Source organism: Winogradskyella alexanderae (genome assembly GCF_020166335.1).
In the GTDB taxonomy this organism is placed as follows: domain Bacteria; phylum Bacteroidota; class Bacteroidia; order Flavobacteriales; family Flavobacteriaceae; genus Winogradskyella; species Winogradskyella alexanderae.
In genome coordinates this window covers 665789-691821 of record NZ_JAIUJR010000001.1, presented here as the reverse complement: position 1 = coordinate 691821, position 26033 = coordinate 665789, and the positions used below count along the sequence as shown (strand labels likewise).

General features: G+C 35.1%; 26 protein-coding genes. 12 read left to right on the top strand and 14 right to left on the bottom strand.

Annotated elements, in window-relative coordinates:
• Positions 1-58 precede the first annotated feature (58 nt).
• The gene (locus LBU54_RS03050; RefSeq protein WP_224525905.1) at positions 59-1039 is read left to right on the top strand and encodes a LuxE/PaaK family acyltransferase; all 981 of its coding nucleotides are present in this window, start codon (positions 59-61) and stop codon (positions 1037-1039) included.
• 109 nt (positions 1040-1148) lie between these two features.
• Here the strand turns inward: LBU54_RS03050 and tyrS are convergent, their stop codons facing one another.
• Complete coding sequence (tyrS, locus tag LBU54_RS03045) at positions 1149-2447, bottom strand: tyrosine--tRNA ligase (RefSeq protein WP_224525614.1); 1299 nt, start codon at positions 2445-2447, stop codon at positions 1149-1151.
• Between the two features lie 88 nt (positions 2448-2535).
• Between tyrS and LBU54_RS03040 the strand changes: the two genes are divergently transcribed.
• A complete protein-coding gene (locus LBU54_RS03040; protein WP_224525611.1) occupies positions 2536-3555 on the top strand; it encodes an NAD-dependent epimerase/dehydratase family protein in 1020 nt (339 codons plus the stop codon).
• Between the two features lies 1 nt (position 3556).
• Here the strand turns inward: LBU54_RS03040 and LBU54_RS03035 are convergent, their stop codons facing one another.
• Genes LBU54_RS03035 through LBU54_RS03025 form a run of 3 tightly spaced genes read right to left on the bottom strand, consistent with a single transcriptional unit; the run spans position 3557 to position 6069 of the window.
• Positions 3557-3994 carry a DUF4296 domain-containing protein gene (locus LBU54_RS03035; RefSeq protein ID WP_224525607.1) on the bottom strand — a complete coding sequence of 146 codons (438 nt, stop codon included), beginning with the start codon at positions 3992-3994 and terminating at the stop codon, positions 3557-3559.
• A gap of 1 nt (position 3995) precedes the next feature.
• Positions 3996-5339 carry a dihydroorotase gene (locus LBU54_RS03030; RefSeq protein ID WP_224525604.1) on the bottom strand — a complete coding sequence of 448 codons (1344 nt, stop codon included), beginning with the start codon at positions 5337-5339 and terminating at the stop codon, positions 3996-3998.
• Position 5340: 1 nt separating this feature from the next.
• Entirely contained in the window at positions 5341-6069 is a 729-nt protein-coding gene (locus tag LBU54_RS03025; RefSeq protein WP_224525602.1) for a polyprenol monophosphomannose synthase, read from the bottom strand.
• Between the two features lie 141 nt (positions 6070-6210).
• Here LBU54_RS03025 and LBU54_RS03020 point away from each other — a divergent pair, with 141 nt between their 5' ends.
• Both LBU54_RS03020 and LBU54_RS03015 read left to right on the top strand, forming a co-directional pair.
• Positions 6211-6861 carry a DUF4271 domain-containing protein gene (locus LBU54_RS03020; protein ID WP_224525600.1) on the top strand — a complete coding sequence of 217 codons (651 nt, stop codon included), beginning with the start codon at positions 6211-6213 and terminating at the stop codon, positions 6859-6861.
• Positions 6862-6876: 15 nt separating this feature from the next.
• Complete coding sequence (locus LBU54_RS03015; RefSeq protein WP_224525597.1) at positions 6877-7626, top strand: uroporphyrinogen-III synthase; 750 nt, start codon at positions 6877-6879, stop codon at positions 7624-7626.
• A gap of 53 nt (positions 7627-7679) precedes the next feature.
• On the opposite strand, the gene LBU54_RS03010 is transcribed toward LBU54_RS03015, so the two are convergent.
• The 3 genes from LBU54_RS03010 to LBU54_RS03000 all read right to left on the bottom strand — a co-directional run bounded on the left by LBU54_RS03010 (position 7680) and on the right by LBU54_RS03000 (position 10361).
• Complete coding sequence (locus tag LBU54_RS03010) at positions 7680-8165, bottom strand: hypothetical protein (RefSeq protein WP_224525595.1); 486 nt, start codon at positions 8163-8165, stop codon at positions 7680-7682.
• 121 nt (positions 8166-8286) lie between these two features.
• Complete coding sequence (gene pckA, locus LBU54_RS03005; protein ID WP_224525593.1) at positions 8287-9906, bottom strand: phosphoenolpyruvate carboxykinase (ATP); 1620 nt, start codon at positions 9904-9906, stop codon at positions 8287-8289.
• A gap of 65 nt (positions 9907-9971) precedes the next feature.
• Positions 9972-10361, bottom strand: coding sequence for a DUF423 domain-containing protein (locus LBU54_RS03000; RefSeq protein ID WP_224525588.1), 390 nt, complete (start codon positions 10359-10361; stop codon positions 9972-9974).
• A gap of 81 nt (positions 10362-10442) precedes the next feature.
• Here LBU54_RS03000 and LBU54_RS02995 point away from each other — a divergent pair, with 81 nt between their 5' ends.
• Both LBU54_RS02995 and LBU54_RS02990 read left to right on the top strand, forming a co-directional pair.
• Positions 10443-11813 (top strand): saccharopine dehydrogenase family protein, encoded by a 1371-nt coding sequence (locus LBU54_RS02995; protein WP_224525585.1) that lies wholly within the window; start codon positions 10443-10445, stop codon positions 11811-11813.
• 56 nt (positions 11814-11869) lie between these two features.
• Positions 11870-12340, top strand: coding sequence for an Lrp/AsnC ligand binding domain-containing protein (locus tag LBU54_RS02990; RefSeq protein ID WP_224525582.1), 471 nt, complete (start codon positions 11870-11872; stop codon positions 12338-12340).
• 52 nt (positions 12341-12392) lie between these two features.
• Here the strand turns inward: LBU54_RS02990 and LBU54_RS02985 are convergent, their stop codons facing one another.
• The 4 genes from LBU54_RS02985 to LBU54_RS02970 all read right to left on the bottom strand — a co-directional run bounded on the left by LBU54_RS02985 (position 12393) and on the right by LBU54_RS02970 (position 17802).
• Positions 12393-13088: a zinc metallopeptidase gene (locus LBU54_RS02985; RefSeq protein WP_224525579.1), complete on the bottom strand. Its 696-nt coding sequence runs from the start codon at positions 13086-13088 to the stop codon at positions 12393-12395.
• 104 nt (positions 13089-13192) lie between these two features.
• The gene (gene ald / locus LBU54_RS02980; protein WP_224525577.1) at positions 13193-14293 is read right to left on the bottom strand and encodes an alanine dehydrogenase; all 1101 of its coding nucleotides are present in this window, start codon (positions 14291-14293) and stop codon (positions 13193-13195) included.
• A gap of 218 nt (positions 14294-14511) precedes the next feature.
• Positions 14512-14862: a hypothetical protein gene (locus tag LBU54_RS02975; protein WP_224525573.1), complete on the bottom strand. Its 351-nt coding sequence runs from the start codon at positions 14860-14862 to the stop codon at positions 14512-14514.
• Positions 14863-14865: 3 nt separating this feature from the next.
• Positions 14866-17802 carry a leucine--tRNA ligase gene (locus tag LBU54_RS02970; RefSeq protein WP_224525571.1) on the bottom strand — a complete coding sequence of 979 codons (2937 nt, stop codon included), beginning with the start codon at positions 17800-17802 and terminating at the stop codon, positions 14866-14868.
• Positions 17803-17927: 125 nt separating this feature from the next.
• On the opposite strand from LBU54_RS02970, the gene LBU54_RS15360 reads away from it, so the two are divergent.
• From LBU54_RS15360 to LBU54_RS02950, 3 genes are read left to right on the top strand one after another with little or no spacing between them, the layout of a single operon-like run.
• Positions 17928-18806: a cell division protein FtsX gene (locus tag LBU54_RS15360; protein ID WP_262899707.1), complete on the top strand. Its 879-nt coding sequence runs from the start codon at positions 17928-17930 to the stop codon at positions 18804-18806.
• Between the two features lie 54 nt (positions 18807-18860).
• Positions 18861-19202, top strand: a complete 342-nt coding sequence (locus tag LBU54_RS02955; RefSeq protein ID WP_224525567.1) for a hypothetical protein — start codon at positions 18861-18863, stop codon at positions 19200-19202.
• Positions 19202-19474, top strand: a complete 273-nt coding sequence (locus LBU54_RS02950) for a DUF3098 domain-containing protein (protein WP_224525566.1) — start codon at positions 19202-19204, stop codon at positions 19472-19474. Before LBU54_RS02955 ends, LBU54_RS02950 begins: the two co-directional genes overlap by 1 nt.
• On the opposite strand, the gene LBU54_RS02945 is transcribed toward LBU54_RS02950, so the two are convergent.
• The 3 genes from LBU54_RS02945 to LBU54_RS02935 are packed head-to-tail and all read right to left on the bottom strand — an operon-like array spanning position 19458 to position 23601.
• Positions 19458-20576 carry a glycerate kinase gene (locus LBU54_RS02945; RefSeq protein ID WP_224525563.1) on the bottom strand — a complete coding sequence of 373 codons (1119 nt, stop codon included), beginning with the start codon at positions 20574-20576 and terminating at the stop codon, positions 19458-19460. The two genes, LBU54_RS02950 and LBU54_RS02945, sit on opposite strands and share 17 nt — an antisense overlap.
• Positions 20577-20579: 3 nt before the next feature.
• Entirely contained in the window at positions 20580-22286 is a 1707-nt protein-coding gene (locus tag LBU54_RS02940) for a sodium:solute symporter family transporter (protein ID WP_224525560.1), read from the bottom strand.
• Between the two features lie 4 nt (positions 22287-22290).
• Complete coding sequence (locus LBU54_RS02935; protein WP_224525558.1) at positions 22291-23601, bottom strand: amylo-alpha-1,6-glucosidase; 1311 nt, start codon at positions 23599-23601, stop codon at positions 22291-22293.
• Positions 23602-23721: 120 nt separating this feature from the next.
• Between LBU54_RS02935 and LBU54_RS02930 the strand changes: the two genes are divergently transcribed.
• The 3 genes from LBU54_RS02930 (at position 23722) to LBU54_RS02920 (ending at position 26033) form a co-directional block, all read left to right on the top strand.
• Positions 23722-24516, top strand: a complete 795-nt coding sequence (locus tag LBU54_RS02930; protein WP_224525556.1) for an undecaprenyl-diphosphate phosphatase — start codon at positions 23722-23724, stop codon at positions 24514-24516.
• Between the two features lie 14 nt (positions 24517-24530).
• Entirely contained in the window at positions 24531-25229 is a 699-nt protein-coding gene (gene truB / locus LBU54_RS02925; protein ID WP_224525553.1) for a tRNA pseudouridine(55) synthase TruB, read from the top strand.
• A gap of 66 nt (positions 25230-25295) precedes the next feature.
• Entirely contained in the window at positions 25296-26033 is a 738-nt protein-coding gene (locus LBU54_RS02920) for a hypothetical protein (RefSeq protein ID WP_224525551.1), read from the top strand.

The following is a 26033-nucleotide window of genomic DNA, read 5'->3' as shown; positions in this document are numbered from 1 at the left end:
TGGAAAGCGCAACTTGAAAAGTCAAGTTGCGCTTTTTTATTTTCCATATTTTTGCATGATGCTACTAAAGGACGAAATTTTCAATATTAAAACGCAAGAAGAATTTGAGGCTGTTGCACTCCAGATATTTCGGTTTCAGTTTGAAAATAATCCTGTCTACAGGTCCTTTTGCGACTTATTATACAAACATCCTTCAGATATAGAATCCATTTCTGAAATTCCTTTTCTACCTATCCAGTTTTTTAAATCCCATAGGGTTTTAAGTTCTTGCAAGGACCCTGAAAAACTATTTACAAGTTCAGGAACAACAGAAAGTATTACAAGTAAACATTATGTAACGGACTTAAGTATTTATGAAACTAGTTTCAAAAAGGCTTTTGAGTTCTTTTATGGTGACATTGGAGAATATGCCATTCTTGGATTATTACCGTCTTACCTTGAGCGGGAAGGATCCTCACTTATCTATATGGTTGATTATTTAATAAGACGCTCCAACCATCCGAAAAGTGCTTTTTATTTAAACAATCGAAATGAATTAGCTACAACTCTTGAGTACCTTGAAAATATAGGACAAAAGACATTATTAATTGGCGTATCTTTTGCGCTTCTCGACTTGGTTGAGTCTTTCCAATTTAATTTAAAAAATACCATTGTAATGGAAACTGGAGGTATGAAAGGTAGACGTAAAGAATTAATCCGAGAGGAACTTCATAGCATCTTAAAACAAGGCTTAGGAGTTGCAAATATTCACAGCGAATATGGAATGACAGAGTTGTTAAGTCAGGCTTATTCCGATGGTCATGGAGTTTTTAAAACACCACCATGGATGCGTGTTTTTACGCGTGACACCGAAGATGCACTCACAATTCAAAGCAATCAAAAAACCGGTGGATTGAATATTATTGATCTTGCTAATATTAACTCGTGTTCCTTCATTGCAACACAGGATTTAGGTCGCGTTAACCACGATGGTTCCTTTGAAGTTATTGGCAGATTTGACAATTCAGATATAAGAGGTTGTAATTTAATGGTATTGTAAGTAATTAAACAATTTTACGACTAATTAAATACTTATGACAAGTAGATTTTTCATAAGTTGATTGATTGGTTAGATGAGCAACGCCTAAAATATTTGGGCGTTGCTTATTTTAGTTTACCTTAATGATAAAGTTGGTCTTTTTACCCCTACTTAAGATGATGTATTTATTATTTATTAGATCCTCTGAGGTAAGCTGATACGCTTCATTTACTTTAACCTTGTTAACCGCTATTGCATTTTCCTTTAACGCTCGTCTAGCTTCTCCATTTGAACTTAAAAAATTGGTCTTTGCCGCAAGTGCACCAATCATATCTAAACCTTCTTCAAATTCAGCTTTTGAAATTTCGGCCTGCTTTACACCTTCAAAAACGTCTAGAAATGTCTTTTCATTTAAAGTAACAATATCGTCTTTAAAGCTTTTACTAAATAAAATCTGAGACGCTTTAACCGCATTTTCAAGCTCTTCTTGAGAATGGACCAAAATGGTGATTTCTTCTGCTAGTTTTTTCTGCAACAAGCGCAAATGAGGTGCTTCAGAATGCTCTTTTATGAGCTGTTCTATTTCTTGTTGAGATAAAAATGTAAAAATTTTAATGTATTTGGCAGCGTCCTCGTCGCTCGAGTTCAACCAATATTGATAAAATTTGTAAGGCGACGTTCTATTAGCATCTAGCCAAACATTGCCACCTTCAGATTTACCAAACTTAGAACCATCACTTTTAGTAATTAAAGGACACGTAATAGCAAAACCTTTACCATTACCTATACGCCTTATAAGCTCTGTGCCTGTTGTGATGTTTCCCCATTGGTCACTCCCTCCCATTTGAATTGTACAATTCTCTTCTCTGAAAAGATGGAGAAAATCATACCCTTGAACTAACTGATAAGTAAACTCGGTAAAACTCATTCCATCATTGGAATTTTCACCAGAAATCCTGTTTTTAACCGAGTCTTTGGCCATCATATAGTTAACGGATATATGCTTTCCAACATCTCTTATAAAGTCCAAGAATGAAAAGTCCTTCATCCAATCGTAGTTGTTAACCAATACGGCCGCATTTGGTGCTTCGCTCTCAAAATCCAAAAAATGAGACAACTGTTTTTTAATGGCTTCTTGATTGTGACGTAAGGTTTTCTCATCCAATAGATTTCGCTCGGTAGACTTACCTGAAGGGTCGCCAATCATACCCGTAGCACCGCCAACTAAAGCAATAGGTTTGTGACCACAACGCTGGTAGTGCGCTAGCAACATAATTGGAACTAAATTACCAATGTGTAAAGAATCTGCGGTTGGATCAAAACCAACATATGCGCTACGCATTGCCTCATTTAAGTGCTCTTCTACACCTGGCATACTGTCATGCAACATACCTCGCCATTTTAATTCCTCAACAAAATCTTGTCCCATTATGCTGTAGTCTTTTTAAAAATTTTAGCAAAGATATGTTTCCAGTAGTAAAGACAAAAGACAATTCTAAAAAACGTAATTTAGCATTATGATATTAGTTACTGGTGGTACTGGCTTAATAGGCTCTCATTTGCTTTATAAACTAACTTCAAATGGTGAAAAAGTAAGAGCTGTTTACAGACGTGAAAAAACACTTGGTCGCGTCAAACATGTTTTTACCTATTTCTCGGATAATCCAGAAGAATTATTTAATAAGATTGAATGGATTAAAGCTGATATTAATGATGTTCCAGCTTTACAAGACGCCTTTCACGGTGTTACTCATATCTATCATTGTGCTGCTTTTGTTTCGTTTGAACCTGACAAATACAAACTACTTAGGAAAATCAATATAGAAGGCACGGCAAACATTGTAAATCTTGCACTGAGCAACAATGTTAGAAAGCTTTGCTATGTTAGCTCAATTGCGGCTTTGGGCCATAATGAAAACCCAGATGAACTAATTGATGAGAAAACAGCTTGGAATCCTGAGGAAGACAACAGTGTTTATGCTATTACCAAATATGGTGCAGAACTCGAAGTTTGGCGTGGAACACAAGAAGGTCTAACTGCAGTTATTGTTAATCCAGGTATAGTACTTGGTGCTGGTTACTGGAACGGTGGCAGTAGCGGTAATTTATTTAGACAAATCTATAACGGGATGCGTTATTACGTAAAAGGAGTTGTAGGTTATGTTGATGTTTTTGATGTAGTAGAAGCAATGCTTCAATTAATGAAAAGCAACATTTCAAAAGAAGGCTTTATTTTGATATCAGAAAACTTGTCCTTTCAGGAATTTCAAAACAAAGTTGCCAAAGCAATGAGTGTGGATCCTCCAAAAAAGGAGGCAAAACCATGGTTGCTCCAAATAGCGTGGCGTTTAGATTGGCTAAAGCATAAATTATTTGGCCAACGTAGAAGTTTATCTAAGCAAGCTGCCAAATCTGCTGTGAGTGTTACCAAATATGACAATTCTAAAATTAAAGAAACCCTGAATTTTGAATTCAAGGCCATTGACAAATCCATAAATGAGGTCTGTAATCTCTATCTTCAGGATTTAGAAGCCTAGGCTAACCAATAGAAGAAGAATCTTTCTTGGTTTTTTGGTTATTATTACGCCTTAGTGAGTCACGTCTGCGTTTTGCATCCTCTTGTTCTTTTATTTGTAAATCCTCTAATTGTTTCTTTTTGTTTGCTAATTTAAATTTCACCGATTCTACAATTGCGTTATAATCTTTTGTGTTAAAAGCCCAATAGTTATTACTCTCCGCAAACTGGGTGCTATCAATAGCATATTTAGTTAAAAGATAGGATTCTGGGACGAGATTACTTTGTTCTAGAACTTTTCGATTTACTCCTTTAGCTGCATTAATTATGTAAAGATCAAATAGAATATCGGCCATCTTTTCTTTTGTGATAAGATTGTTAGGCTTTGGTGGTCTATCATCTTTGCTACAAGACCACAAAAATGCACCAAATACCAATACTATTATTAGGTTTTTTAACATGCTATCTATTAAAGGTGAGCCTTTTTCCAGCTTTAACATCTAATACTTTGAAATTATTATAAGCCAGTTGTCCGTTTACAAATGTATGCGTTACCCTACTTTTAAATGTATTGCCTTCAAATGGAGACCAACCACACTTATATAGGATATTGGCCTTATTTACAGTCCATGGACTATTTAAATCTACAATTACCAAATCTGCAAAATAGCCTTCCCTAATATAGCCACGCTTTTCTACATCGAATAGTATCGCCGGATTATGGCAAGCTTTTTCTACAATCTTTTCAAGCGAAATTTTACCTTTATGATGTGTTTCTAGCAAAGCAACTAAGGCGTGCTGTACCAAAGGCCCTCCTGATGGTGCACTTGTGTATGGATTATTTTTCTCTTCAATTGTATGTGGCGCATGATCTGTAGCTATAACATCAATTCTGTTATCAAGTAACGCTTCCCATAGTTGCGTCCTATCTTTAGCCGTTTTTACTGCTGGGTTCCATTTTATACGACTCCCTTTTGTTTTATAATCTTCATCCGAGAACCATAAATGGTGTATACATACTTCGGATGTAATCTTTTTCTCTTTAAGTGGAATTTTATTTGTAAATAAATTCGTTTCTTTTCCCGTAGATAGATGAAATACATGTAATCTCGCACCCGTTTTTTTGGCCAATTCAATTGCCTTAGAAGACGATAAATAACACGCCTCCTCGCTACGTATGATAGGGTGTAGTTCCATAGGAATATCATCGCCATACTGTTCTTTATACTTTGCTAAGTTTTTTCGGATTGTAGATTCATCTTCACAGTGAACAGAAATTACCATGTCCGTGCTAGAAAATATTTTTTCGAGTACTTGCGGATCATCAACAAGCATGTTACCTGTGGAAGATCCTAAAAACAATTTGAGACCTGCTACTGTTTTTGTATCTACTTTAAGTATCTCCTCCAAGTTATCGTTTGTACCACCAAACATAAATGAGTAATTGGCATGTGATGATTTTGCCGCGATAGCAAATTTCTCTTCTAGTTTTTCTACAGTTGTAGTTTGAGGATTCGTATTTGGCATTTCGATAAATGACGTAATCCCGCCTGCAAGGGCAGCTTTAGATTCGGTTTCAATGTTTGCTTTATGGGTTAAACCTGGCTCTCTGAAATGCACCTGATCATCAATTAAACCAGGTATTACATAGTTGCCTTCTGCATCAATAACGGTCACGTCTGCGGACTTCACGCTGATAGAAGAATCTATTTCTGCTATCAAATCGTTTTCAATTAGAATATCGCCTTCAGTAATTTTGCCTTCGTTAACGATTTTCGCATTTTTTATGAGGGTATTTCGTTTCATATTATTGTGGCTTAACAAATAAACTTTTTAATTTTAAACTTATTACTCCAAAAACAGCTTCAGAAATAATACTGCTACTCATTTTTGATTTTCCTTTTGTTCTGTCCTTAAAGATAACTGGTATTTCTGCAATTTTAAATCCTTTTTTGTAGGCTTTAAACTTCATTTCTATTTGAAAAGCATATCCTACAAATTTTATTTTATCAAGATCTATTTGCTCTAGAACAGCTCTTTTATAACATATAAAACCTGCTGTTGAGTCATTAACGTCCATACCGGTTATAATTCTCACATATTTCGAAGCTCCATAAGAAAGTAAGATGCGGGACATTGGCCAGTTAACAACTGTAATACCTTTGACGTATCTAGAACCAACAGCAAGATCCGCTCCATTAAGGGCGCAGGCGTTATACAGCTTAATTAAATCATTAGGATTATGGGAAAAATCGGCATCCATTTCAAAAATGTACTCATAGGAGTGATTAAGTGCCCATTTAAATCCGTCTAGATAAGCAGTGCCTAGACCTTTTTTGTCCCTTCGTTCTAGCAAAAAAAGATTATTAGGATATTCTTCTTGTAATTGTCTTACTCTTTTACCTGTATAATCCGGAGATTTATCGTCAACAACCAAAATATGAAATGCCTTTTCTTGAGAAAATACAGCTCTTACAATAGCTTCAATATTTTCTATTTCGTTATATGTGGGTATAATGACTAAGGAGTCAGACATTAAGGTGACTATTTTAGTTTTATAGATTGATAAATTTCGACAAAAGTAAAGTTTTTAACCGATTAAATTATGTTATTAATTTTTTGATTCTTAGTAATTACAAATTTCTAAAATGCCCTTATTTCTTTTTAATTTAGCAATATGAGAGAATTTGTCACTAACGAATGGTTTACTGTTTTTTTAATTCTAGCCTTTATTTGTGTGGTAATTGCAAAATCTCTTAACGCCCTGCGTTTTAACGATTTTATTTTCGTTATCGGAAACTCTAAGTATCTCAAAATCTACTCAAGAGATCAAAAGTTCGTGGATATATTCGATGGGTTTTTATTTGTCAACTTTGCCGTTTCTCTTAGTATTTTTATTTATCTAGCCTATTCCAATTATATACAGACATTAAGCTTTGATTTAATTACCTTTCTAAAAATAAGTTTTGCAATTGCCACTATTTTAATCATAAAGGTACTTGTGGAGCGATTAGTTGCAAGTCTTTTTGAGATAGATGCAATCATTGACACCTACCTTTTCCAGAAAACTACCTTTAAAAACTATTCAGGTCTAATCTTATTGATTTCAAACGTATTTTTATTATACACTGTTATTCCTAAAAACATTGTTATTATCGCAACAATAGGTCTAATTTGTCTTATTAATCTTATTGGTTTTTTCAGTTCGTTTAAAACGTATCAAAACTTAATTTATGTTAATATATTTTATTTTTTGTTGTATCTTTGCGCTCTCGAAATTGGACCATATATTATTTTATATAAGGTAATTAGGGACTATAACGTATAAAACAAAGATAGACGTATGAAAGTGAAAACAATTTTAGTATCGCAACCTGAGCCTAAAATAGAGAACTCTCCATACTTTGATCTTCAAGAAAAACAAAAGGTAAAAGTAGATTTTAGACCTTTTATTCATGTTGAAGGCGTATCCGCAAAGGAAATAAGACAACAAAAAGTAGATTTAAGCAAGTTTACTGCAATTATACTTACAAGTAGAAACTCGGTAGATCATTTTTTTAGAGTTGCCGAGGAAATGCGTTTTAAGGTCCCTGACTCAATGAAATACTTCTGCCAGTCTGAAGCTGTTGCTTATTACTTGCAAAAATACGTCGTTTACAGAAAGCGCAAAATCTATGTTGGTAAACGAAACTTTGAAGACCTTAGTCCTTTAATAAAAAAATACAAAGGAGAGGCATTCTTGCTACCAACAACAGATAAAGTAAAACCTATTATCCCTGAAATTTTGGATAATTTAGGTGTTAATTGGACACAAGCCACATTTTATAGAACCGTAATCAGCGATTTGTCTGATTTAGCTGATGTTTACTATGATATATTAGTATTCTTTAGTCCTTCAGGTATCGAATCATTGTTCCATAATTTCCCAGATTTTAAACAAAATGACACGCGTATTGCGGTTTTTGGAAACACTACTGTTAAAGCTGTAAAAGAAAAGGGATTGCGTGTGGATATTGCAGCACCAACGCCAGAAACACCTTCAATGACAATGGCTTTGCAAAAATATATTGACTCTGTAAATAAGGGTAAGTAATAGAATACCTACTAAACTGATAAACCCAATCTTCTGTTGGGTTTTTTTATGCCCTAAAATACAATTTGGTACGCTTTTATTTTTCCTGTATTCTTTGAAGTAAAGCTCTTGTCAATAACATAGATATGTTCAGCATTTTTAAGGACTTTATTAAAACTCTTAAACTCAGAATTAATAAAGTCGTTGTAGTTAATGACATTTTTATTTGGCATTTTATCTAATTCTTCAACCCTATTTCTGTAAGAATAATGGTATAAGGTAACAGTCTCTTCCGCTTTAATGAGTTTATTAGCTTCACCTCTTTTAATGAGTTCACCTTCTTGATTGATTTGTAACGCAAACTTGCAACTTTCTTTGGATGTATCTTTTGAAAATTTGTAAGTTCTTACCCAGATAGAATCGCTCATCTTTTTTTCAGAGACAATCATCTCGTTCTTGGAGGCGTCAAAATTGAGAAAAATTGAATATTTCTTTTTTAACTGCCCAAATGACAATTGAATTGAGACCAAAAAAAGAACTAAAAGCAAGCTATTTTTCATAGTAGATATGAATGTTAAAAGTCTTGTTATCAGTCCTAAATATATAAATAATTTGCAATCAAATGATTAGGGCATAAAAAAAGCGATTCTAATGAATCGCTTTTAAATGGATATATTATGTCTAAAATGCATAGCGTTGAGGCCCTCCGCGTCTAACCTCCTCTGATGCATACGATTCAAACTTTTTGAAATTTTCCCTAAATGAATTGGATAATTTAAAGGCCATTTTGTAATAGGCCTCATCATCATTCCAAGTTGTTCTTGGGCTTAAAACTTCTGTGGGTACACCAGGACATGTTCGCGGCTGTGCTACTCCAAAAACGGAATGAATATGATAGTCTTCATAAGTATAGTTTCCTAATTCGCCATTTAAGGCGGCGGTAATCATAGCGCGTGTATACTTAAGTTTCATTCGTGTTCCAACTCCATATGGTCCACCTGTCCATCCGGTATTAACCAACCAAACATTTACACCTGCTTCTTTCATTTTTCTGCTTAACATATCCGCATATTTTGTAGGATGCAACGGCATAAACGGCGCCCCAAAACAAGCGGAAAATGAAGGTTGGGGCTCAACAACACCAGCCTCAGTACCAGCCACCTTTGCAGTATAGCCAGAAATAAAATGATAAGCTGCTTGTGCAGGTGTTAACTTAGAAATTGGAGGTAACACACCAAATGCATCAGCTGTTAAGAAAAATATGTTTTTAGGATTTGAAGCATAAGATGGCTGCTTAATATTGTCGATATGATAAATAGGATAACTAACACGTGTGTTTTGCGTTATTGTACTATCCATATAATCTACTTCACCATTTTCTTTGAAAATTACATTTTCTAAAATGGCTCCAGGCCTAATGGCTCTGTAAATGTCAGGTTCTTTTTCCTCACTTAAATCTATAACCTTTGCGTAACAACCACCTTCAAAATTAAAAATGGTATTTTCTGCTGTCCAACCATGCTCATCATCTCCTATTAACTTCCTGTTCGGGTCCGTAGACAATGTTGTCTTTCCAGTACCAGATAGCCCAAAGAAAATTGCAGTTTCCCCGTCTTCACCAACATTTGCCGAACAATGCATTGGTAACACATTCTTCTCGACTGGAAGGATAAAGTTTAAGGCCGTGAAAATACCTTTCTTCATTTCTCCTGTGTAGGCAGAACCAGCAACTAGTGCTATTTTCTTAGTGAAATTTAATATCGAAAAATTTCCTTGACGCAAACCATGTGCCTCTGGATCTGGACAAACATATCCAGGTGCGCATAAAACCAACCATTCCTCTTGGAAATTATCAAGCTCATTATCATCTGGCCTCAAAAACATGTTATAAATGAACATATTAGACCAAGGGTATTCAGTGATTGATCTAACATTCATTTTATAGTCTGGGTCGGCACAAACATATCCATCCCTAACATATAGTTCTTTACCACTTAAGTAATTCTCAACCTCATTTTGAAGGAAATCGAAATTCTCTGGAGAAATAGGTTTGTTAGAAGCGCCCCACCATATCTTATCGCTAGTGTAATCGTCCTTGACTAAAAACCGGTCTTCTGGTGAACGACCAGTAAATTTACCGGTATTGACGGCTAGCGTTCCATTTTTAGTTTCCTTGCCCATGCCGCCTTCCAGGGTCTTTTGTTGTAAATCTTCAGGTGATAATTGATAGTGGATTTGAGCATTATTAATGCCATATTTTTCCAACGAAATCGATTTCGTTGATTTGGTATGGTTTGTCATAATTTTTGTATTGTTTAAGGCGCAAAATTAAAACATATATTTTATAATAGGAAGGAACTAAAACATTAATCGGCCTTATTTCTTATAATACCAATTAGTAGCGTTACCCAGGCTATAATTAAGAACACACCTCCAAAAGGCGTTATTAAAGCTATTTTCTTGAAATCAAAAGTTGTAAGGTCATTAGTTGCAAGACCATAGATTGAACCAGAAAAGCAAATTAGGCCCAAAATCACAAAGAAAAATACTTGTTTTTTAGCCTTTGGGCTGACCATATTTGTAGCTCCCAGAATCAAGAGTAAAAAGGCGTGATACATTTGATATCTTACTCCAGTCTCAAATGATTTTATAGCATCTTCATCGATTAACTCTTCTAAACCATGCGCGGCAAAAGCCCCAAGTATAATGGCTAAAATCCCAAATATTGTGGCAACAATTAATATTGTTTTGTTCATAAGTAAACATTCATTTAAGTTCAATTTAAATGTACTATTTATTACATTCGTGCAATACAAAATTAGTCATATAAAGCCACTATGCGAAAGATTTTAATTATCGGTGCTGGTAAGTCTTCATCATACCTTATAAAATATCTCAAAGACAAATCTGTTTCAGAAAATCTTGAAATTACAATAGGTGATATAAATGTTGATAATGCTTCTAAGTTATTGGGAGAAAAGACAAAAAATACGCATATCATTCATTTGGATGTTTTTAATTCCGATTCTAGACAACAGGCTATTAAAAATGCTGATATTGTTATTTCAATGCTTCCTGCTAGAATGCATATTGAAGTTGCAAAAGACTGTATTACTTATAGTAAGCATATGGTTACAGCTTCTTACGTGAGCAAAGAAATGCAACAACTAGATGAAGAAGCAAAAGCAAATGGATTGATTTTCATGAACGAGATCGGAGTAGATCCTGGTGTTGACCATATGAGCGCAATGCAGGTTATAGATCGAATTCGAGACAACGGTGGAAAAATGTTGTTATTTGAATCTTTTACAGGAGGCTTAATCGCTCCCGAAAGCGATACTAATCTATGGCATTATAAATTTACTTGGAACCCAAGGAATGTAGTCGTAGCTGGTCAAGGTGGTGCGGCAAAATTTTTACAGGAAAATCAGTTCAAATATATCCCTTACCATAGGCTCTTTAGGCGCACAGAATTCTTGGATATTGAAGGCTATGGTAGATTTGAAGCTTATGCTAATAGAGATTCGCTCAAATACCAACATGCCTATGGTTTAGATAATATTAAAACCTTGTACCGTGGCACAATGCGAAGAGTAGGTTTTAGTAAAGCATGGCATGTTTTTGTTCAGTTAGGCATGACCGATGATAGTTATACCATTGATGATAGTGAAAATATGAGCTATCGCGATTTTGTCAATTCATTTTTACCCTATAGCCCAACTGATTCTGTTGAACTTAAGTTTAGACACGCTCTAAAAATTGATCAAGACGACATTGTCTGGGACAAGTTTTTGGAATTAGACTTATTTAGTTCAATAAAAATGGTAGGACTTAAAAAAGCTACACCAGCCCAAATATTACAAAAAATATTGATGGACAGTTGGACACTTGATGAAGATGATAAAGATATGATTGTAATGTATCATAAGTTTGGATACGCAATTAATGGCGAAAAACGACAGATTGATTCTACAATGGTTGTTTTGGGAGAAGACCAAACCTATACCGCTATGGCAAAAACAGTAGGACTACCCGTAGCCATGGCAACACTTGATATCCTAAATAAAAAAATTGTTACTCCCGGTGTACAAATACCCATATCCAAAGAAATCTATACACCTCTCCTTGAAGAGTTAAAACACTATGGTGTAAAATTCATTGAGAAAAAAGTGCCATACTTTGGCTATAATCCATTAAATCTAGAATAATTACAATTTGAAATCCTTTTTTTATTTTTAACTTTCATTTATAAATAGAAACATTCATGAAAGTTAATGAAAAGGGCATTTTTATAGATGGTATTGATAAAAAGATACTACGGGCTCTAATGGAAGATGCTAGAACGCCTATTCTAGAAATAGCCAGAAATGTCGGCATCTCCGGCGCTGCAATACATCAAAGACTAAAAAAACTTGAAAAATCTGGTTTGCTTGCAGGCTCAAAATTTATTATTAACCCAAAGGTACTAGGCTATACTACCATGGCATTTGTTGGTGTATACTTGGATAAAGCGGTAAGTAATCCTGATGCTGTTAAACAATTACAAAAGGTGCCAGAGGTAATTGAATGCCACTATACAACAGGAGAATGGAGTATTTTTATAAAGATACTTTCAAAAGACAATGAACATTTAATGCATGTTCTTAATTCTCAAATTCAAACCATTAAAGGTGTTTCCAGAACTGAAACCTTTATATCCTTACAACAACAGATAGATAGACAAATAAAAATATAATCTTAAAAAAGCACCGTGTGAAATACGGTGCTTTCCATATAAATATTGTTTCTTAATCTCTTCCTCCAAAAACTTGGAGTGCCCAATATAGAAGTGATGCCAATGCACCTACTGCGGCGACTAGATAAGTTCTAGCAGCCCATTTTAAGGCGTCTTCCGCACCTTCATATTCCTGTTGGCTAACCATATGTTTATTCTTTAACCAAACCAAGGCTCTATTACTTGCATCGTACTCAACAGGTAAAGTAATAAAACTAAATAAGGTTGCTGCTCCCATGAAAACAAGTCCGGCAACGGCAATCCAGTAGCCCATGCCTACTCCTGCGGCAGCTCCCATAATAAGACCTCCAATAACCAACCATTGAGACATACCAGATGTAACACTCACAACAGGCACCAATGCAGAGCGCATTTGTAACGCACCATAAGCTTGTGCGTGCTGTACGGCATGCCCAACCTCATGTGCTGCAACAGCAGCGGCAGCGGCATTACGCTGATTATAAACAGCTTCACTAAGGTTTACAGTTTTATTTTTTGGGTTGTAATGATCTGTTAATTGACCTCTTACAGAAATTACCTCTACATCATAAATTCCATGATCTGACAACATTTTCTCGGCAATTTCCCGTCCACTCATACCATTTTGAAGTTGACGCTTTGAATAGAAGGCAAATTTCTTTTTGAGTTTATTACTTACTAACCAGCTTACTAGTGCAATTGCACCAATTAATATATAGTATCCAAACATAATTTTATCGTTACTTTTATTGTAAAATTACGAAATGAACAGCAAAAAATAAGCCAAATTTGAGTTAAGAAATAATGTCAGTTTTTGATTTACTAATCCCCAAATTACATCGCTTCCAATGACCAATTAAAAGCTTCTGCAATTTCTTCATACACAATCTTGCCATTAACTATATTGAGGCCTTTTCTTAAAGATTGGTCTTTTGCACATGCAACTTCCCAACCTTGATTTGCAAGTCGCAAAACATATGGCAATGTGACGTTTGTTAGCGCTAGGGTCGACGTGTATGGCACTGCCCCTGGCATGTTGGCAACACAATAATGTACAACATCATCGACAATAAATGTAGGATTTTCATGTGTGGTTGCTTTAGTTGTTTCAATACAACCACCTTGGTCCACTGCTACATCCACAATCACAGTTCCTGGATGCATTTCTTTAAGCATGTCTCTTGTGATTAATTTAGGGGCTTTTGCACCTTTAATCAAAACGCCTCCAACAATTAAATCGTGATCTTTTATTCTATTTCTAATATTGAATTCACTAGAAAATTCTGTAACCACATGTTTTGGCATTATATCATTCACATAGCGCAATTGCTTCATATTAATGTCCATAATCGTTACATGCGCACCTAAACCTGCGGCCATTTTAGCCGCCTGGATTCCTACAGTACCTGCTCCAAGTACGAGAACCTTACCTGGAGGCACGCCAGGAACACCTCCTAATAGAACACCCTTACCTTTAATTGGTTTTTCTAGATATTTGGCACCTTGTTGAATTGCCATTCTGCCAGCAACTTCAGACATTGGCGTTAATAAGGGCAACGTACCGTCTTCATCTTCAACAGTCTCGTAAGCAATGCATACCGCTTTACTGTTTATCATGGCTTTAGTTAACGGTTCGCTAGATGCAAAATGGAAATAGGTAAAAACCACGTGATGCGATTTTATTAGGGGATACTCCTCTTCAATCGGCTCCTTAACTTTCACAATCATATCTGCAGAAGCGTAAACCTCTTGAATTGTTTCTAATATTACTGCACCAACTTCTCGATAATCATCATCAAAAAAACCACTTCCTAAACCAGCTTCTTTTTGAACGTAAACGGTATGATTGTTTTTAATGAGTTCGAAAACGCCAGCAGGTGTCATACCAACTCTGTTTTCATTGTTCTTGATTTCCTTAGGAACGCCAATATTCATAGTATTAGATTTTGAGTTTAATAGCCATGTCAATTACTATCAAAAAATTGAGCTATCCAAATTTCGTTTTGAATTGAGGCCAATTTTTACGGAATTAATAAATAAAGGAAACTTATTTAAACTTTTTTCAATAATAATTTCATTTTCAAAGAAATACAGCAATAGACGAAGGTAAAATTGCATCGACAAATGGAAATATGGTTAAAACATCTTGACTATTAATCCTGTACTACAGTCACCCTGACAACTTTTTCATCTCTAAGTTTTATAACGAGACGCTGTGGTTCTGAATCGAAAAAACTTGGCGGTGTGCCTAAGTCATAAATTAACGTATTTGAATCTGAAGTTCTTGGAATTCCCAGAATTTGAATGATTTCTTCTTTTGATTTTTCACCAAGTAAATTGTGCTCAATTATATCATTGGCCATTTTATAGCGCTCATCCGGTTTACTTCGCCACTGATTTGCATCAAAATCATCCTCAAACATCCAAATTAGTGACAAACCAATTAAAATTGCTAGAAAGAATATGAAGCTTACTTTTTTAATTCTATCTAGCGTACTACCCATAAATTATCCAACTATGTTTACAATCTTACCAGGCACAACGATTACCTTTTTTGGAGTGCGACCTTGCAGTTGCTCTTGAGTTTTTTCGTAAGCTAATACCGTCTTTTCAATATCTTCCTTACTCATATCTAAAGGTAATTCTAGAGTAAATCGCATCTTACCATTAAAAGAAATTGGATAATTCTTGCTACTCTCAACCAAATGCTTTTCATCAAATATTGGGAAAGGCGCTGTTGATATAGATTTGGTATGCCCCAATGTTTCCCATAATTCTTCAGCAATATGTGGTGCATAAGGTGAAATCAAAATCAATAAAGGCTCTAGTATTTTCTTACTCGTGCATTTTTGGGCGGTTAACTCATTAACAGCAATCATGAAGGTAGAAACCGAAGTATTAAACGAGAAGTTCTCAACATCTTCCTCAACCTTTTTTATGGTTTTATGTAGCGTTTTTAAATTATCTTTCGTTGGCTCTGCATCAGTGACATTTAAACCATCTTGGCCAACGTACAATTTCCATAGTTTTTTGAGGAAACTATGCACGCCTGTAATACCAGCCGTATTCCATGGTTTGTATTGCTCTAATGGCCCAAGAAACATCTCATACAAGCGCAAACTATCTGCACCATATTGCTCACAGATTTCATCTGGGTTAACAACATTGTACTTAGACTTAGACATTTTTTCGACATCATGTTTAACCTTAATACAGCCATTTTCTATCCCAATAAAATGTGCCTTTTCTAGTTCTGGTCTCCATTTTATTAAATCGTCTATTTCAACTAAACTGCTGCTATTTACTAATGAAACATCCACATGCATTGGAGAAAAATTTTCATATTTAGCCTTACTAGAAATATGAAAATTGGTATCAAACAATTCTTTTAACTCACCAGAAAACAACTCCTCAAATCTCATGTTTTTGTGAATAATTTCGTCAATTATTTCAAAGTTAGTATATATAAGAATTGGCTTGTCATTCTTCTTGAGACTTGTATTCCACTTGAATATAAATGAACTTGTCCCCAAAATCATGCCTTGGTTAATCAACTTCTTGGCATATTCGTCGTGTGGCACATAGCCTTTATCAAACATAAATTTTTGCCAGAAACGTGAATACAATAAATGACCCGTTGCGTGCTCGCTTCCACCTATATATAAATCCACTTGTTGCCAATAGTTTATAGCATCTTTCGAGAAAATCTCCTCATCATTATGAGGATCCATATACCTATTAAAATATTGAGAACTGCCTGCCCAACCTGGCATAGTATTCAATTCTAAAGGAAAGACCGTCTCATTATCAATTCTATCATTTTCTACTACAGCATTAGTAGTCGTATCCCAAGCCCAAACTTTTGCATTTCCTAAAGGAGGCTCTCCTGTTTCAGTTGGTAAGTACTTTTCAACCTCAGGAAGGTTTAAGGGCAAGTGCTCCACATCAATCATTTGTGGCAAGCCATTCTTGTAATACACTGGAAAGGGTTCGCCCCAATAGCGTTGACGTGAAAACACAGCATCTCGCAGTCGGTAATTGGTTTTACCTTGTCCTTGGCCTATTTGTTCTAACTCATAAATAGCACGTTTGGTTGCCTTCTTATAGTTTAAACCATCAAGGAAATCACTATTCCCAATTTTTACATTATCCTTCGATGCAAAAGCCTCTTCCGAAATATCAACACCATCAAAAATGTTTGGAATAGGAATATTAAAGTGTTTTGCAAAATCGTAATCGCGTTGGTCACCACATGGTACAGCCATTACAGCTCCTGTACCATAGCTTGCCAAAACATAATCACCAATCCATATTGGAATAGCTTCCTTTGTAAATGGATGCTCGGCATAAGCACCCGTGAACACTCCTGAAATAGTCTTGACATCCGCCATCCTATCCCGTTCTGAGCGTTTTGCTGTGGCATCGATATAAGCATTGACTTCTTCCTTTCGGTCATCTGTGGTAATCTTTGACACTAATTCATGTTCTGGTGCTAAAGTCATAAATGAAACACCAAAAATAGTATCGGGTCTCGTGGTAAAAACTTCAATATTAGCATCATAATTTATTACATTGAAGGTCACTGAGGCACCAACCGACTTCCCTATCCAATTGCGTTGACTTTCCTTAAGTGAATCTGTCCAGTCTATGGTTTCTAGCCCTTGAAGCAGTCGCTCTGCATAGGCAGAAATTCGCATACTCCATTGTGTCATTTTTTTTCTAATTACAGGATGCCCACCACGCTCTGATACACCATTTACGATTTCGTCATTCGCCAATACGGTACCTAATGCTGGACACCAATTAACTTCAGTTTCTGCCAAATAGGTCAACCTGTACTTTAATAAAAGTCCTTGTTTTTCTTCAGAAGAAAACCTTTTCCAATCGTCAGCTGAAAATACAGTAACATCGTCATCACTGGCTGCATTTACATTTGCATTTCCTTCAGCTTCAAATATTTTAATCAGGGCATCAATATCCTCTGCCTTGTCACTATCATAATTATACCATGACTCAAAAAGTTGAATAAAAATCCACTGTGTCCATTTGTAATACTTAGGGTCTGAGGTACGCACTTCTCTAGTCCAATCAAATGAAAATCCTATTTGATCTAATTGCCTTCTATAGGTTTTTATATTAGCCTCAGTAGTGATAGCCGGATGTTGACCCGTCTGAATGGCATATTGTTCAGCAGGTAAACCAAAACTATCATAACCCTGAGGGTGAAGCACATTGAAGCCTTTGTGACGCTTATATCTCGCATAAATATCACTAGCAATATAGCCTAATGGATGACCAACATGTAAACCTGCACCACTTGGGTAGGGAAACATATCCAAGACATAATATTTTGGTTTATCCGAATCGTTTTCAGCTTTAAAAGTTTGATTATCGGCCCAATACTTTTGCCACTTGGCTTCAATCTTGTTAAAATCGTATCTCATTATAGCAATACCCTTGAAATAAGGTGCAAATTTAGTGGTATTACAACACAATTAAAAACTAAACGTTGTATTACTCGAGATAACTAAATTGTTTTTTATTTTTACTGCATTAATCCAATTTTTGAATGGCCTCATCATTTGACAAATACCAAAAGCGAAAACTTATTTCATCTTATATTTCTGTAGTTATAAGCATTGCTTTAGTTCTATTTTTATTAGGCTGTTTGGGTTTATTGGTTATCAATGCCAAAAAAGTTGCCGATCATTTTAAGGAACAGGTTGTAATGACCATTTACCTTAATGATACAGCGAAAGATGTTGAGGTGAATCAGCTGAAAAAAAGCTTGGTAATGGCAGATTATTCTAAAGAAGCACTATACGTATCAAAAGAAGATGCTGCTGCAATTATGAAAGCTGAAACTGGAGAAGATTTTATGGATTTTGTTGGTTACAATCCTTTAAAAAATTCTATAGATGTATATTTAAAGGCAGATTATGTTACTACCGAAAGTCTTTCAGAAATCTCGGAAGGCTTGTCTAATAAATCCTTTATAGAAGAAATTCGATATGACAATGATTTAGTGGAGCTGATGAACGATAACGTCAAAAAAATTACCTTCTGGGTGCTAATTATCAGTGGTATTTTTACCCTAATTGCCGTACTTCTTATTAATAGTTCTATTCGATTGGCCGTGTACTCTAAGCGATTTATCATTAAAACCATGCAAATGGTTGGAGCGACAAAGAGTTTTATTAGAAAACCCTTTATTTGGAAGAGTGTACAACTTGGAATTATTGGTGCTTTTGTTGCTTTAATAGGAATGGCTGTTGTACTTTATTATTTAGATTTAACTTTCCCAGAATTAGAACTTCTTAGAAATACTATTCTGATTATAGGATTATTTGTTGGTATATTTTTATTAGGGATTGTCATTACGTGGATAAGTACGTTTATTGCCACACAGCGTTTCCTTAACCTGAAGACAGATCAATTGTATTATTAGATCCTAGCTATAATAAATACCTGTTTGATTCGTTTCATCAAAAAATTACCAATCATGAAAAAAACGCCTTCTCTCCTATTGGTTATTTATCTTTTGTTCTTTAGCTCCTGCATTATTTATAATCCAAAACCAGAGGATTGTGTAGTAATTGATGTAAAAATTACTAGAATTACTGAAGGTAGTAGCTACGATATTGTATTTCATGATGATGGCACTGATTTTTATTACATCAATCGTGGTTTAGAACAAGGTTTAAATTTAGATTCTCTTAAGAGAATAGTATTAAATAAAACTGTTACTTTGCACTTGGCTAAAGTATTAGGAGGTATTACATCCGAACATATTTCGCAACTCGCGCTTGGAGACGAGATTATTTTTACTGAATTTGACAACTAATGGGAGAAAAAAAACGTAAAGAAGACGCTAAAGCTGAATTTATTTTCGGCAAAAAAAATTATAAGTGGCTATTTATAGGTTTGGGTTTTATTGCTTTAGGTTTCATTTTGATGGCTGGCGGTGGTAGTGATGATCCTAATGTTTTTGATCCATCAATCTTCAGTTGGAGACGTATTCGTTTAGCACCAACCTTAGTTCTTATTGGATTTGGTATTCAGGTTTACGCCATTCTGCTTAATCCAGACAAAACAGACTCTAAAAAGAAGAAGTAAAATCCATTGCTAATTGCTTTAAATAAGTTTCAGTGTTTTTTAAAGCGTCATCTAAGCTTATTGCTTTGTCCATGATCGTGGAGCTATAGTCTATTCCCATACCTTTTATTTCAACAGCACTTAAATCAGAACTCCCCGAAAAAGAAGCTACCTTAATATTGTGTTTCTGGGCCACTTCAATTATACCGCTTATGGCTTTGCCTGAAAGGGTTTGATCATCTAATCGGCCTTCTCCAGTAATTATCCAATCTGCATTTCTTGTTTTTTCCTCAAAATTGGCAATCTGCATAATCAATTCAATACCAGGTAACAATTCACCATTTAAAAACGCAACGGTACCAGCTCCCATTCCACCAGCAGCACCTGAACCTTCAACTTGTTGGGTTTTTATATTGAAATAATCATCTAAAAGACCGGAAAAATGTCTTAATCCTGCATTTAGGTATTCAATTTCTAATGGATTTGCACCTTTTTGTTTCGCATAGACATGTGCGGCGCCTTTTGGCCCATATAGCGGATTCTTAACATCACAAGCAATTTGAACCTTGACATCTCTTATCCTACTATCAACATTATCAGCTCTAATTTTGGTAATATGTATTAAGTTTCGACCTACAGGTTCTAAGATTTTACCCCTTTTATCAAAAAACTCATAGCCTAAAGCCGTTGCCATACCAATACCACAATCGTTAGTTGCACTGCCTCCAATACCCAGAATGATATGATTTGCACCTTCACTTATCGCGCTCAAAATCAATTCTCCTGTGCCAAAGGTTGTGGTGTTCATACAGTTTTGATCTTTAGATTTTAGAAGCTTTATGCCTGAAGCTTCAGCCATTTCAATAAATGCTATTTTGGTAGATTCAGAATACAAATAGGATGCCTTTATAGGACGAAATAATGGATCGTTAACCTCAACAATTTTAAATATCCCTTTTAGGTAAAAATTAATGACCTCAATGGTTCCATCACCACCATCAGCCAACGGCAATCTTAAAACATCTGCACCGAGTTTTTCATGCAGAATTGGTTCTACAATATCACAGAATTCCATTCCCGTAATCGAACCTTTATATTTATCTGGTGCTAATATTATTTGCATTCGTTAACCCAGAATAGTTGGTAAGAAGAAACTAAAAACAAGAATGAGTACAAAGAATGATAGCAATATGATACTCTCTTTTTGTAAAAACTCTCTCGAGTTAAATGTGTATTGTAATTCCATTGTTTTCGCTGGCACTTTACTTGAAAGTTTACTTACAACAACAGCCAAAGCAACTGCAATAAGAAAACCTGTAAGGTTATACCAAATCCAAAACAAATCAGGAACATTTGTAATCCCAAGGTCCGCTAAAGCACTATGGATAGACGTATCTCCATTGAAAAAACTTCCTTTGTTAAAAAAATAGACTAGGTCCGGTAAATACTTAAATACCAAATTAACAACAACAGAGGTAATGATAGCAACATTCATACCTATGTGGTTTACCCTTTTAAAGAAAATAGCAATTATAAATGCAGCCAATATTGGTCCAAAGAACAAGGACGAAATTGCATTAATCAATTCAATTACCGTACTCTCGCTGTTCCCAAATAAATAGGCCGCCAATATGCATACGGAACCCCAAAAAACAACTAATCCCTTTGATATAAACATATACCGCTTTCCGGTTAATTTCTTTTCACCACTATTGAAAAAATCTTCAATGGTTACAGCACTTAATGAATTAATGGTTGAACTTAAGGAAGACATTGCCGCAGACATTACACCCACCATAAGAATTCCTATCAAACCGTTTGGCAAATAATTAGTAATAAAGACAGGAATCATTAGGTCTGGTTTTATACCTGATTTTGCATATTCTCCGGGATAGTGAAGCCTTGTTGTCTCTTTTATACTTTCATAAAACTCAGGAATACTGCTTACAAGATATCCTATAATCAATCCCATTATACAATACACTAATACTACAGGAAAACGTAATAATCCATTGGCCATTAATAGCTTTTTAATGGTGCCTTCATCTCTTGCAGAAAGTAGGCGTTGCGCTTGTGTCTGATCAGTTCCATAATAAGATAAATACAAAAACAGACCTCCTAAAAGCATTGGCCAAAAGCCATATTCGTCACCATTAAAAATTCCGAAATTATCTAAATCAATTACCTGCAACCTTTCCGCATCAAACCCGTTAAAGGTTCCTGTGTCCTTGAGCATAGAATATCCAACAAGCAGGCAAATAATTAAACCAGCAAATAAAATTATCATTTGTATGGCATCACCCCAAACTACAGCTTTCATACCGCCTTGATATGAGTAGATTAGTGTAACAACACTAATAATTATCAATGTATAATGAAAACTAATCCCAACAACAGCTTGTATAATTAAGGCCATTGTAAACACCATTACGCCGGTACCTAAAGCTCGACTAATTTGAAATACAACACTTATTAATTTTCGTGTAGTTTTTGAAAAACGTTGCTCTAAATATTCATAGATACTGACTATTCCAGATTTATATAAAGGTGGAATGATGAAAAACATAATTCCAATCATAGCCAATGGAACGGCGAATTCAAAGGTTAACCATTTCATACCACCATTGGCTTTCAAACCAACAAAAGCAGGGGCAGAAATAAAGCTAATTGCCGAAAGCTGCGTTGCCATTGTAGATAGACTTAAGGGAAACCAGCCCAAACTCTTACCTCCCAAAAAATAATCTTTTGAATCTTTATTGTCCTTAAAGAAATAGCCCATAGCAATGAACCCAATGAGATAAATTGCGATTACGGTATAGTCTAACCAATTCATATGTTTATTCCTTTATTAAATCCAAAATCAACGCTGCACTCCATGAAAAATTATTACCTCCATAAGCGGCAGTTTCAAACTTCTGTTTTCTAGCATCAAAGTATTCATAAAAACCATGTTTCTCTATGAAATTAATAGTTTCTGCCTTAATCCGCCTTGCCAAGTCAAAATATCCATAGCGTTTAAGACCTTTGTATATCAACCAATTTAAGTTAATCCAAATAGGTCCTCGCCAATATTTCATTGGACTGTAATGCTTGCTGGTTGGATCAAATGACGCACAGAGAAATAAATTATCACTACCAAAAACAGTCTCTAACTGCTTTACTAATTGATTTGCGCGTTCCTGATTAGGTATACCAGCAAAAAGTGGTGTAAATGAGGAAGATGTTGTATGAACTATGTGCTTTTGGTTGCGTAAATCGTAATATACATATGAATTGGAATGTATATCAAAAAGTTTTTCTTCAAATCTCTTTTTAGCCTTTTCTAGCCAGTTCTTTAGTGATTCGATTTTTTCTGAATGACCACTAATTATTTCATATAATTCTATGAGTGCTTCGGTGGATTTAATAAGTATTGCATTAAACAGAGGGTCTTGTACTAAAAATGGAGATAATTCAGCAATTTTTTTATCACTATAATTATGTGCTTTTGCAATTTCCAAAAGGTGTAAATAACAGTCGTATTCACTGTTTGTTGGACGTTGAGAGGCATCTACATGAGTGGTATCCTTTCGTTCATATTTATACTTTGGTGGATCCATGGTTTGCCATATTTCATCCCAAATTGGTGAATTATCTGTTCCAGATTCCCAGTTATGATATATATAAACCAATCCTTCATTGTATGGATCTCTATGGGTATAAAAATACTGATGGTTTTTATAAACCTTATCAATATTTCGTTTAATAAATTCTAGTATTTCTGTCTTATCTTGAGCTATTTCATAAATCTCCTTTAAAACAAAACCCAGTACTGGGGGCTGTGTAATCCCAGTCGTCTTTATATCTTTTGGAGCCGCAGGATGTAAATCTGATCTATGATAATCTGGCCCAGGAAAGTAAGTATCACTATGATTGTGAAATACTATATGAGGTATAAACCCATTATTCCACTGACCACTGAGTAAGGACTCAATTTCTCGCTTAGCTTTCTCCATATCATAATGTGCATAACCAATCGCAATAAATCCCGAATCCCAATGCCACTGAAAAGGATATAAACCTTCACATGGAATGGTAAAACCTTTGTCTTCATTAAAATTAGAATTAAGGACCGCTTTGGCACCTTTAATCAAATTTTGTTTGTCCATGGAAAATTAAATGATGTGAGTTTTGTTAGTTAGTATGTTATAAATTTAAAACAAAATTTAGGAAATACGATTTTAATGCCATTTGCTTTGAAACTTGTTTCTAATTGATACTTTTGCTCCATGGAAGTTATTGATGCAATTATTTTAGGAATAATACAAGGACTTACTGAGTTCTTGCCAGTTTCTTCAAGTGGTCATTTAGAACTTGGTAAAGCCATTTTAGGTGATAATTCTGTTCCAAAGGAAAGTCTTTTGTTTACAGTTGTACTTCATTTTGCAACTGCACTAAGTACGATTGTTGTTTTTAGAAAAGACATTCTCGACATCATCAAAGGGATATTAAAATTTGAATGGAACGAGGACATGAAGTTTCTAACAAAAATTATTGTTTCCATGATTCCAGCAACATTAATCGGTGTGTTTTTTGAAGAAGAACTAGAACTTTTGTTTGGCGGCCAAATAGCGTTAGTTGGTTTTATGCTCATCATTACCGCTTTACTCTTGTACCTAGCAGATAGAGCGAAAAACACTGAAAAGAGCGTATCTTTTTCTAACGCCTTTGTCATTGGGGTATCACAAGCCATAGCAATATTACCAGGAATTTCCAGATCTGGTGCAACAATTTCTACTTCAGTATTATTGGGTAATGATAAGACCAAAGCTGCACGGTTTTCTTTCTTAATGGTCGTTCCTTTAATTTTTGGGAAAATTGCCAAAGACATTCTCAGTGGCGAATTAACTTATGAGAGCTCTAACTTTTTACCACTAAGCATCGGTTTTGTAGCGGCCTTTATTGCAGGCTTATTTGCCTGCACTTGGATGATTGCCCTCGTAAAGAAAAGTAAACTCACCTATTTCTCCATCTATTGTGCTATTGTTGGGCTTGTTGCTATTATTTGGGCCATGAGTCAATAAATTAAACTCGTGTGATGTTTACAGCAGAAGACTTTAAAAACGGACAAGTTCTGTTAATTGACAAACCTCTTGAATGGACTTCTTTTCAGGTTGTAAATAAATTACGTTGGGCTATACGAATAACATTCAATATTAAAAAAATCAAAGTAGGACATGCTGGCACTTTAGACCCTTTGGCAACCGGCTTATTGGTGATTTGCACCGGCAAAATGACCAAGCAAATCAACACCTTTCAAGGTCAAGAAAAAGAATATACAGGCACAATAAAACTAGGTAGTACTACACCATCTTACGATCTTGAAACTGAGATTAATCAAACTTACTCTACGGAACACATCACGGAATCATTTATCCATGAAACGACGAAAAAATTTATTGGAGAAATTGAACAATACCCTCCTATTTTTTCAGCAGTAAAAAAAGAAGGTAAACGACTCTATGAATTTGCAAGGGCTGGCGAAGAAGTAGAAATTAAATCACGACAAATCAAAATCAAAGCATTTGAAATTACAAAAATTGATGGTTTAAACTTAACATTTAGAGTAGTCTGTAGTAAGGGCACTTATATTAGATCGTTAGCGCATGACTTTGGTAAGGCTTTAAATTCAGGTGCACACTTAACCGAACTACGCAGGACAAGAATTGGTAATTTTAAAATTGAGGACGCAATATCCCCAGAAAAATTTATTAAAAATTTACCACCAAGACTCTAGACAATCCTAACCATAACAACCAACTCAAGGTATTTTTCGTATATTCAATACTAGAGAAATTAATAAATGCAATTAATCGATAAACATAAAGCAGCTATAATCACTTTTCTAATTTCAGGGATTGTAATACTACTTTTGTTTACAATTCAATTAAAGCAAAAGGGTAATCTCATTTCTGAAAGCTACTATGAGATTGAACCAGAACCTGAAAAGGCCGAAAAAATCTACGAAGAGTTGACCGACTTAAACCAACCATCAACAAATAAAGCCTATAACGAAGACCAAGAGTTTAAGGAAATGATGCGCAACTTTAAAACACTTGCCTCAAATGATTTTAAGACAACTACAGAGCAGTTAGAAGAAGCTGAGGATAAAAAAGAACTTACTGAGGAAACTGGCTTAAACAAATCTGTCATTGGAAATAAGGCTTTTGGTCTAAATAAGGATGAAACCGAATCTTTTAAAGCATTACAAGATCGATTGAATAAACGGCTAGAAAATCAAAAGATAGCAGACGAGCACGCCAAGAGTAGGAGTACCTTAACCTACTCCTTGAAAGGACGTACTTTAGGCTATTACAAAATACCAAGATATCTCTGTGAGTACGGAGGGAAAATAGTGGTTTCTATTAGGGTTAACGAGGATGGGAATGTCTTCGATGCCTATATTAATGGCTCTTCCAACTCCTCAAATCAATGTCTAATTGATCATGCTATAGATTATGCCAAGTCGGTTCAATTTGATACTTCAGATCGAAAGGACCAGCTCGGAACCATTACTTTTTTGTTTAAGGGAAAAAGCTAG

Bases quoted from the DNA above. Each gene is read 5' to 3' on its own strand.
- LBU54_RS03050 (WP_224525905.1), top strand. From the start codon at position 59: ATGCTACTAAAGGACGAAATTTTCAATATTAAAACGCAAGAAGAATTT.
- tyrS (WP_224525614.1), bottom strand. From the start codon at position 2,447: ATGGGACAAGATTTTGTTGAGGAATTAAAATGGCGAGGTATGTTGCAT.
- LBU54_RS03040 (WP_224525611.1), top strand. From the start codon at position 2,536: ATGATATTAGTTACTGGTGGTACTGGCTTAATAGGCTCTCATTTGCTT.
- LBU54_RS03035 (WP_224525607.1), bottom strand. From the start codon at position 3,994: ATGTTAAAAAACCTAATAATAGTATTGGTATTTGGTGCATTTTTGTGG.
- LBU54_RS03030 (WP_224525604.1), bottom strand. From the start codon at position 5,339: ATGAAACGAAATACCCTCATAAAAAATGCGAAAATCGTTAACGAAGGC.
- LBU54_RS03025 (WP_224525602.1), bottom strand. From the start codon at position 6,069: ATGTCTGACTCCTTAGTCATTATACCCACATATAACGAAATAGAAAAT.
- LBU54_RS03020 (WP_224525600.1), top strand. From the start codon at position 6,211: ATGAGAGAATTTGTCACTAACGAATGGTTTACTGTTTTTTTAATTCTA.
- LBU54_RS03015 (WP_224525597.1), top strand. From the start codon at position 6,877: ATGAAAGTGAAAACAATTTTAGTATCGCAACCTGAGCCTAAAATAGAG.
- LBU54_RS03010 (WP_224525595.1), bottom strand. From the start codon at position 8,165: ATGAAAAATAGCTTGCTTTTAGTTCTTTTTTTGGTCTCAATTCAATTG.
- pckA (WP_224525593.1), bottom strand. From the start codon at position 9,906: ATGACAAACCATACCAAATCAACGAAATCGATTTCGTTGGAAAAATAT.
- LBU54_RS03000 (WP_224525588.1), bottom strand. From the start codon at position 10,361: ATGAACAAAACAATATTAATTGTTGCCACAATATTTGGGATTTTAGCC.
- LBU54_RS02995 (WP_224525585.1), top strand. From the start codon at position 10,443: ATGCGAAAGATTTTAATTATCGGTGCTGGTAAGTCTTCATCATACCTT.
- LBU54_RS02990 (WP_224525582.1), top strand. From the start codon at position 11,870: ATGAAAGTTAATGAAAAGGGCATTTTTATAGATGGTATTGATAAAAAG.
- LBU54_RS02985 (WP_224525579.1), bottom strand. From the start codon at position 13,088: ATGTTTGGATACTATATATTAATTGGTGCAATTGCACTAGTAAGCTGG.
- ald (WP_224525577.1), bottom strand. From the start codon at position 14,293: ATGAATATTGGCGTTCCTAAGGAAATCAAGAACAATGAAAACAGAGTT.
- LBU54_RS02975 (WP_224525573.1), bottom strand. From the start codon at position 14,862: ATGGGTAGTACGCTAGATAGAATTAAAAAAGTAAGCTTCATATTCTTT.
- LBU54_RS02970 (WP_224525571.1), bottom strand. From the start codon at position 17,802: ATGAGATACGATTTTAACAAGATTGAAGCCAAGTGGCAAAAGTATTGG.
- LBU54_RS15360 (WP_262899707.1), top strand. From the start codon at position 17,928: ATGGCCTCATCATTTGACAAATACCAAAAGCGAAAACTTATTTCATCT.
- LBU54_RS02955 (WP_224525567.1), top strand. From the start codon at position 18,861: ATGAAAAAAACGCCTTCTCTCCTATTGGTTATTTATCTTTTGTTCTTT.
- LBU54_RS02950 (WP_224525566.1), top strand. From the start codon at position 19,202: ATGGGAGAAAAAAAACGTAAAGAAGACGCTAAAGCTGAATTTATTTTC.
- LBU54_RS02945 (WP_224525563.1), bottom strand. From the start codon at position 20,576: ATGCAAATAATATTAGCACCAGATAAATATAAAGGTTCGATTACGGGA.
- LBU54_RS02940 (WP_224525560.1), bottom strand. From the start codon at position 22,286: ATGAATTGGTTAGACTATACCGTAATCGCAATTTATCTCATTGGGTTC.
- LBU54_RS02935 (WP_224525558.1), bottom strand. From the start codon at position 23,601: ATGGACAAACAAAATTTGATTAAAGGTGCCAAAGCGGTCCTTAATTCT.
- LBU54_RS02930 (WP_224525556.1), top strand. From the start codon at position 23,722: ATGGAAGTTATTGATGCAATTATTTTAGGAATAATACAAGGACTTACT.
- truB (WP_224525553.1), top strand. From the start codon at position 24,531: ATGTTTACAGCAGAAGACTTTAAAAACGGACAAGTTCTGTTAATTGAC.
- LBU54_RS02920 (WP_224525551.1), top strand. From the start codon at position 25,296: ATGCAATTAATCGATAAACATAAAGCAGCTATAATCACTTTTCTAATT.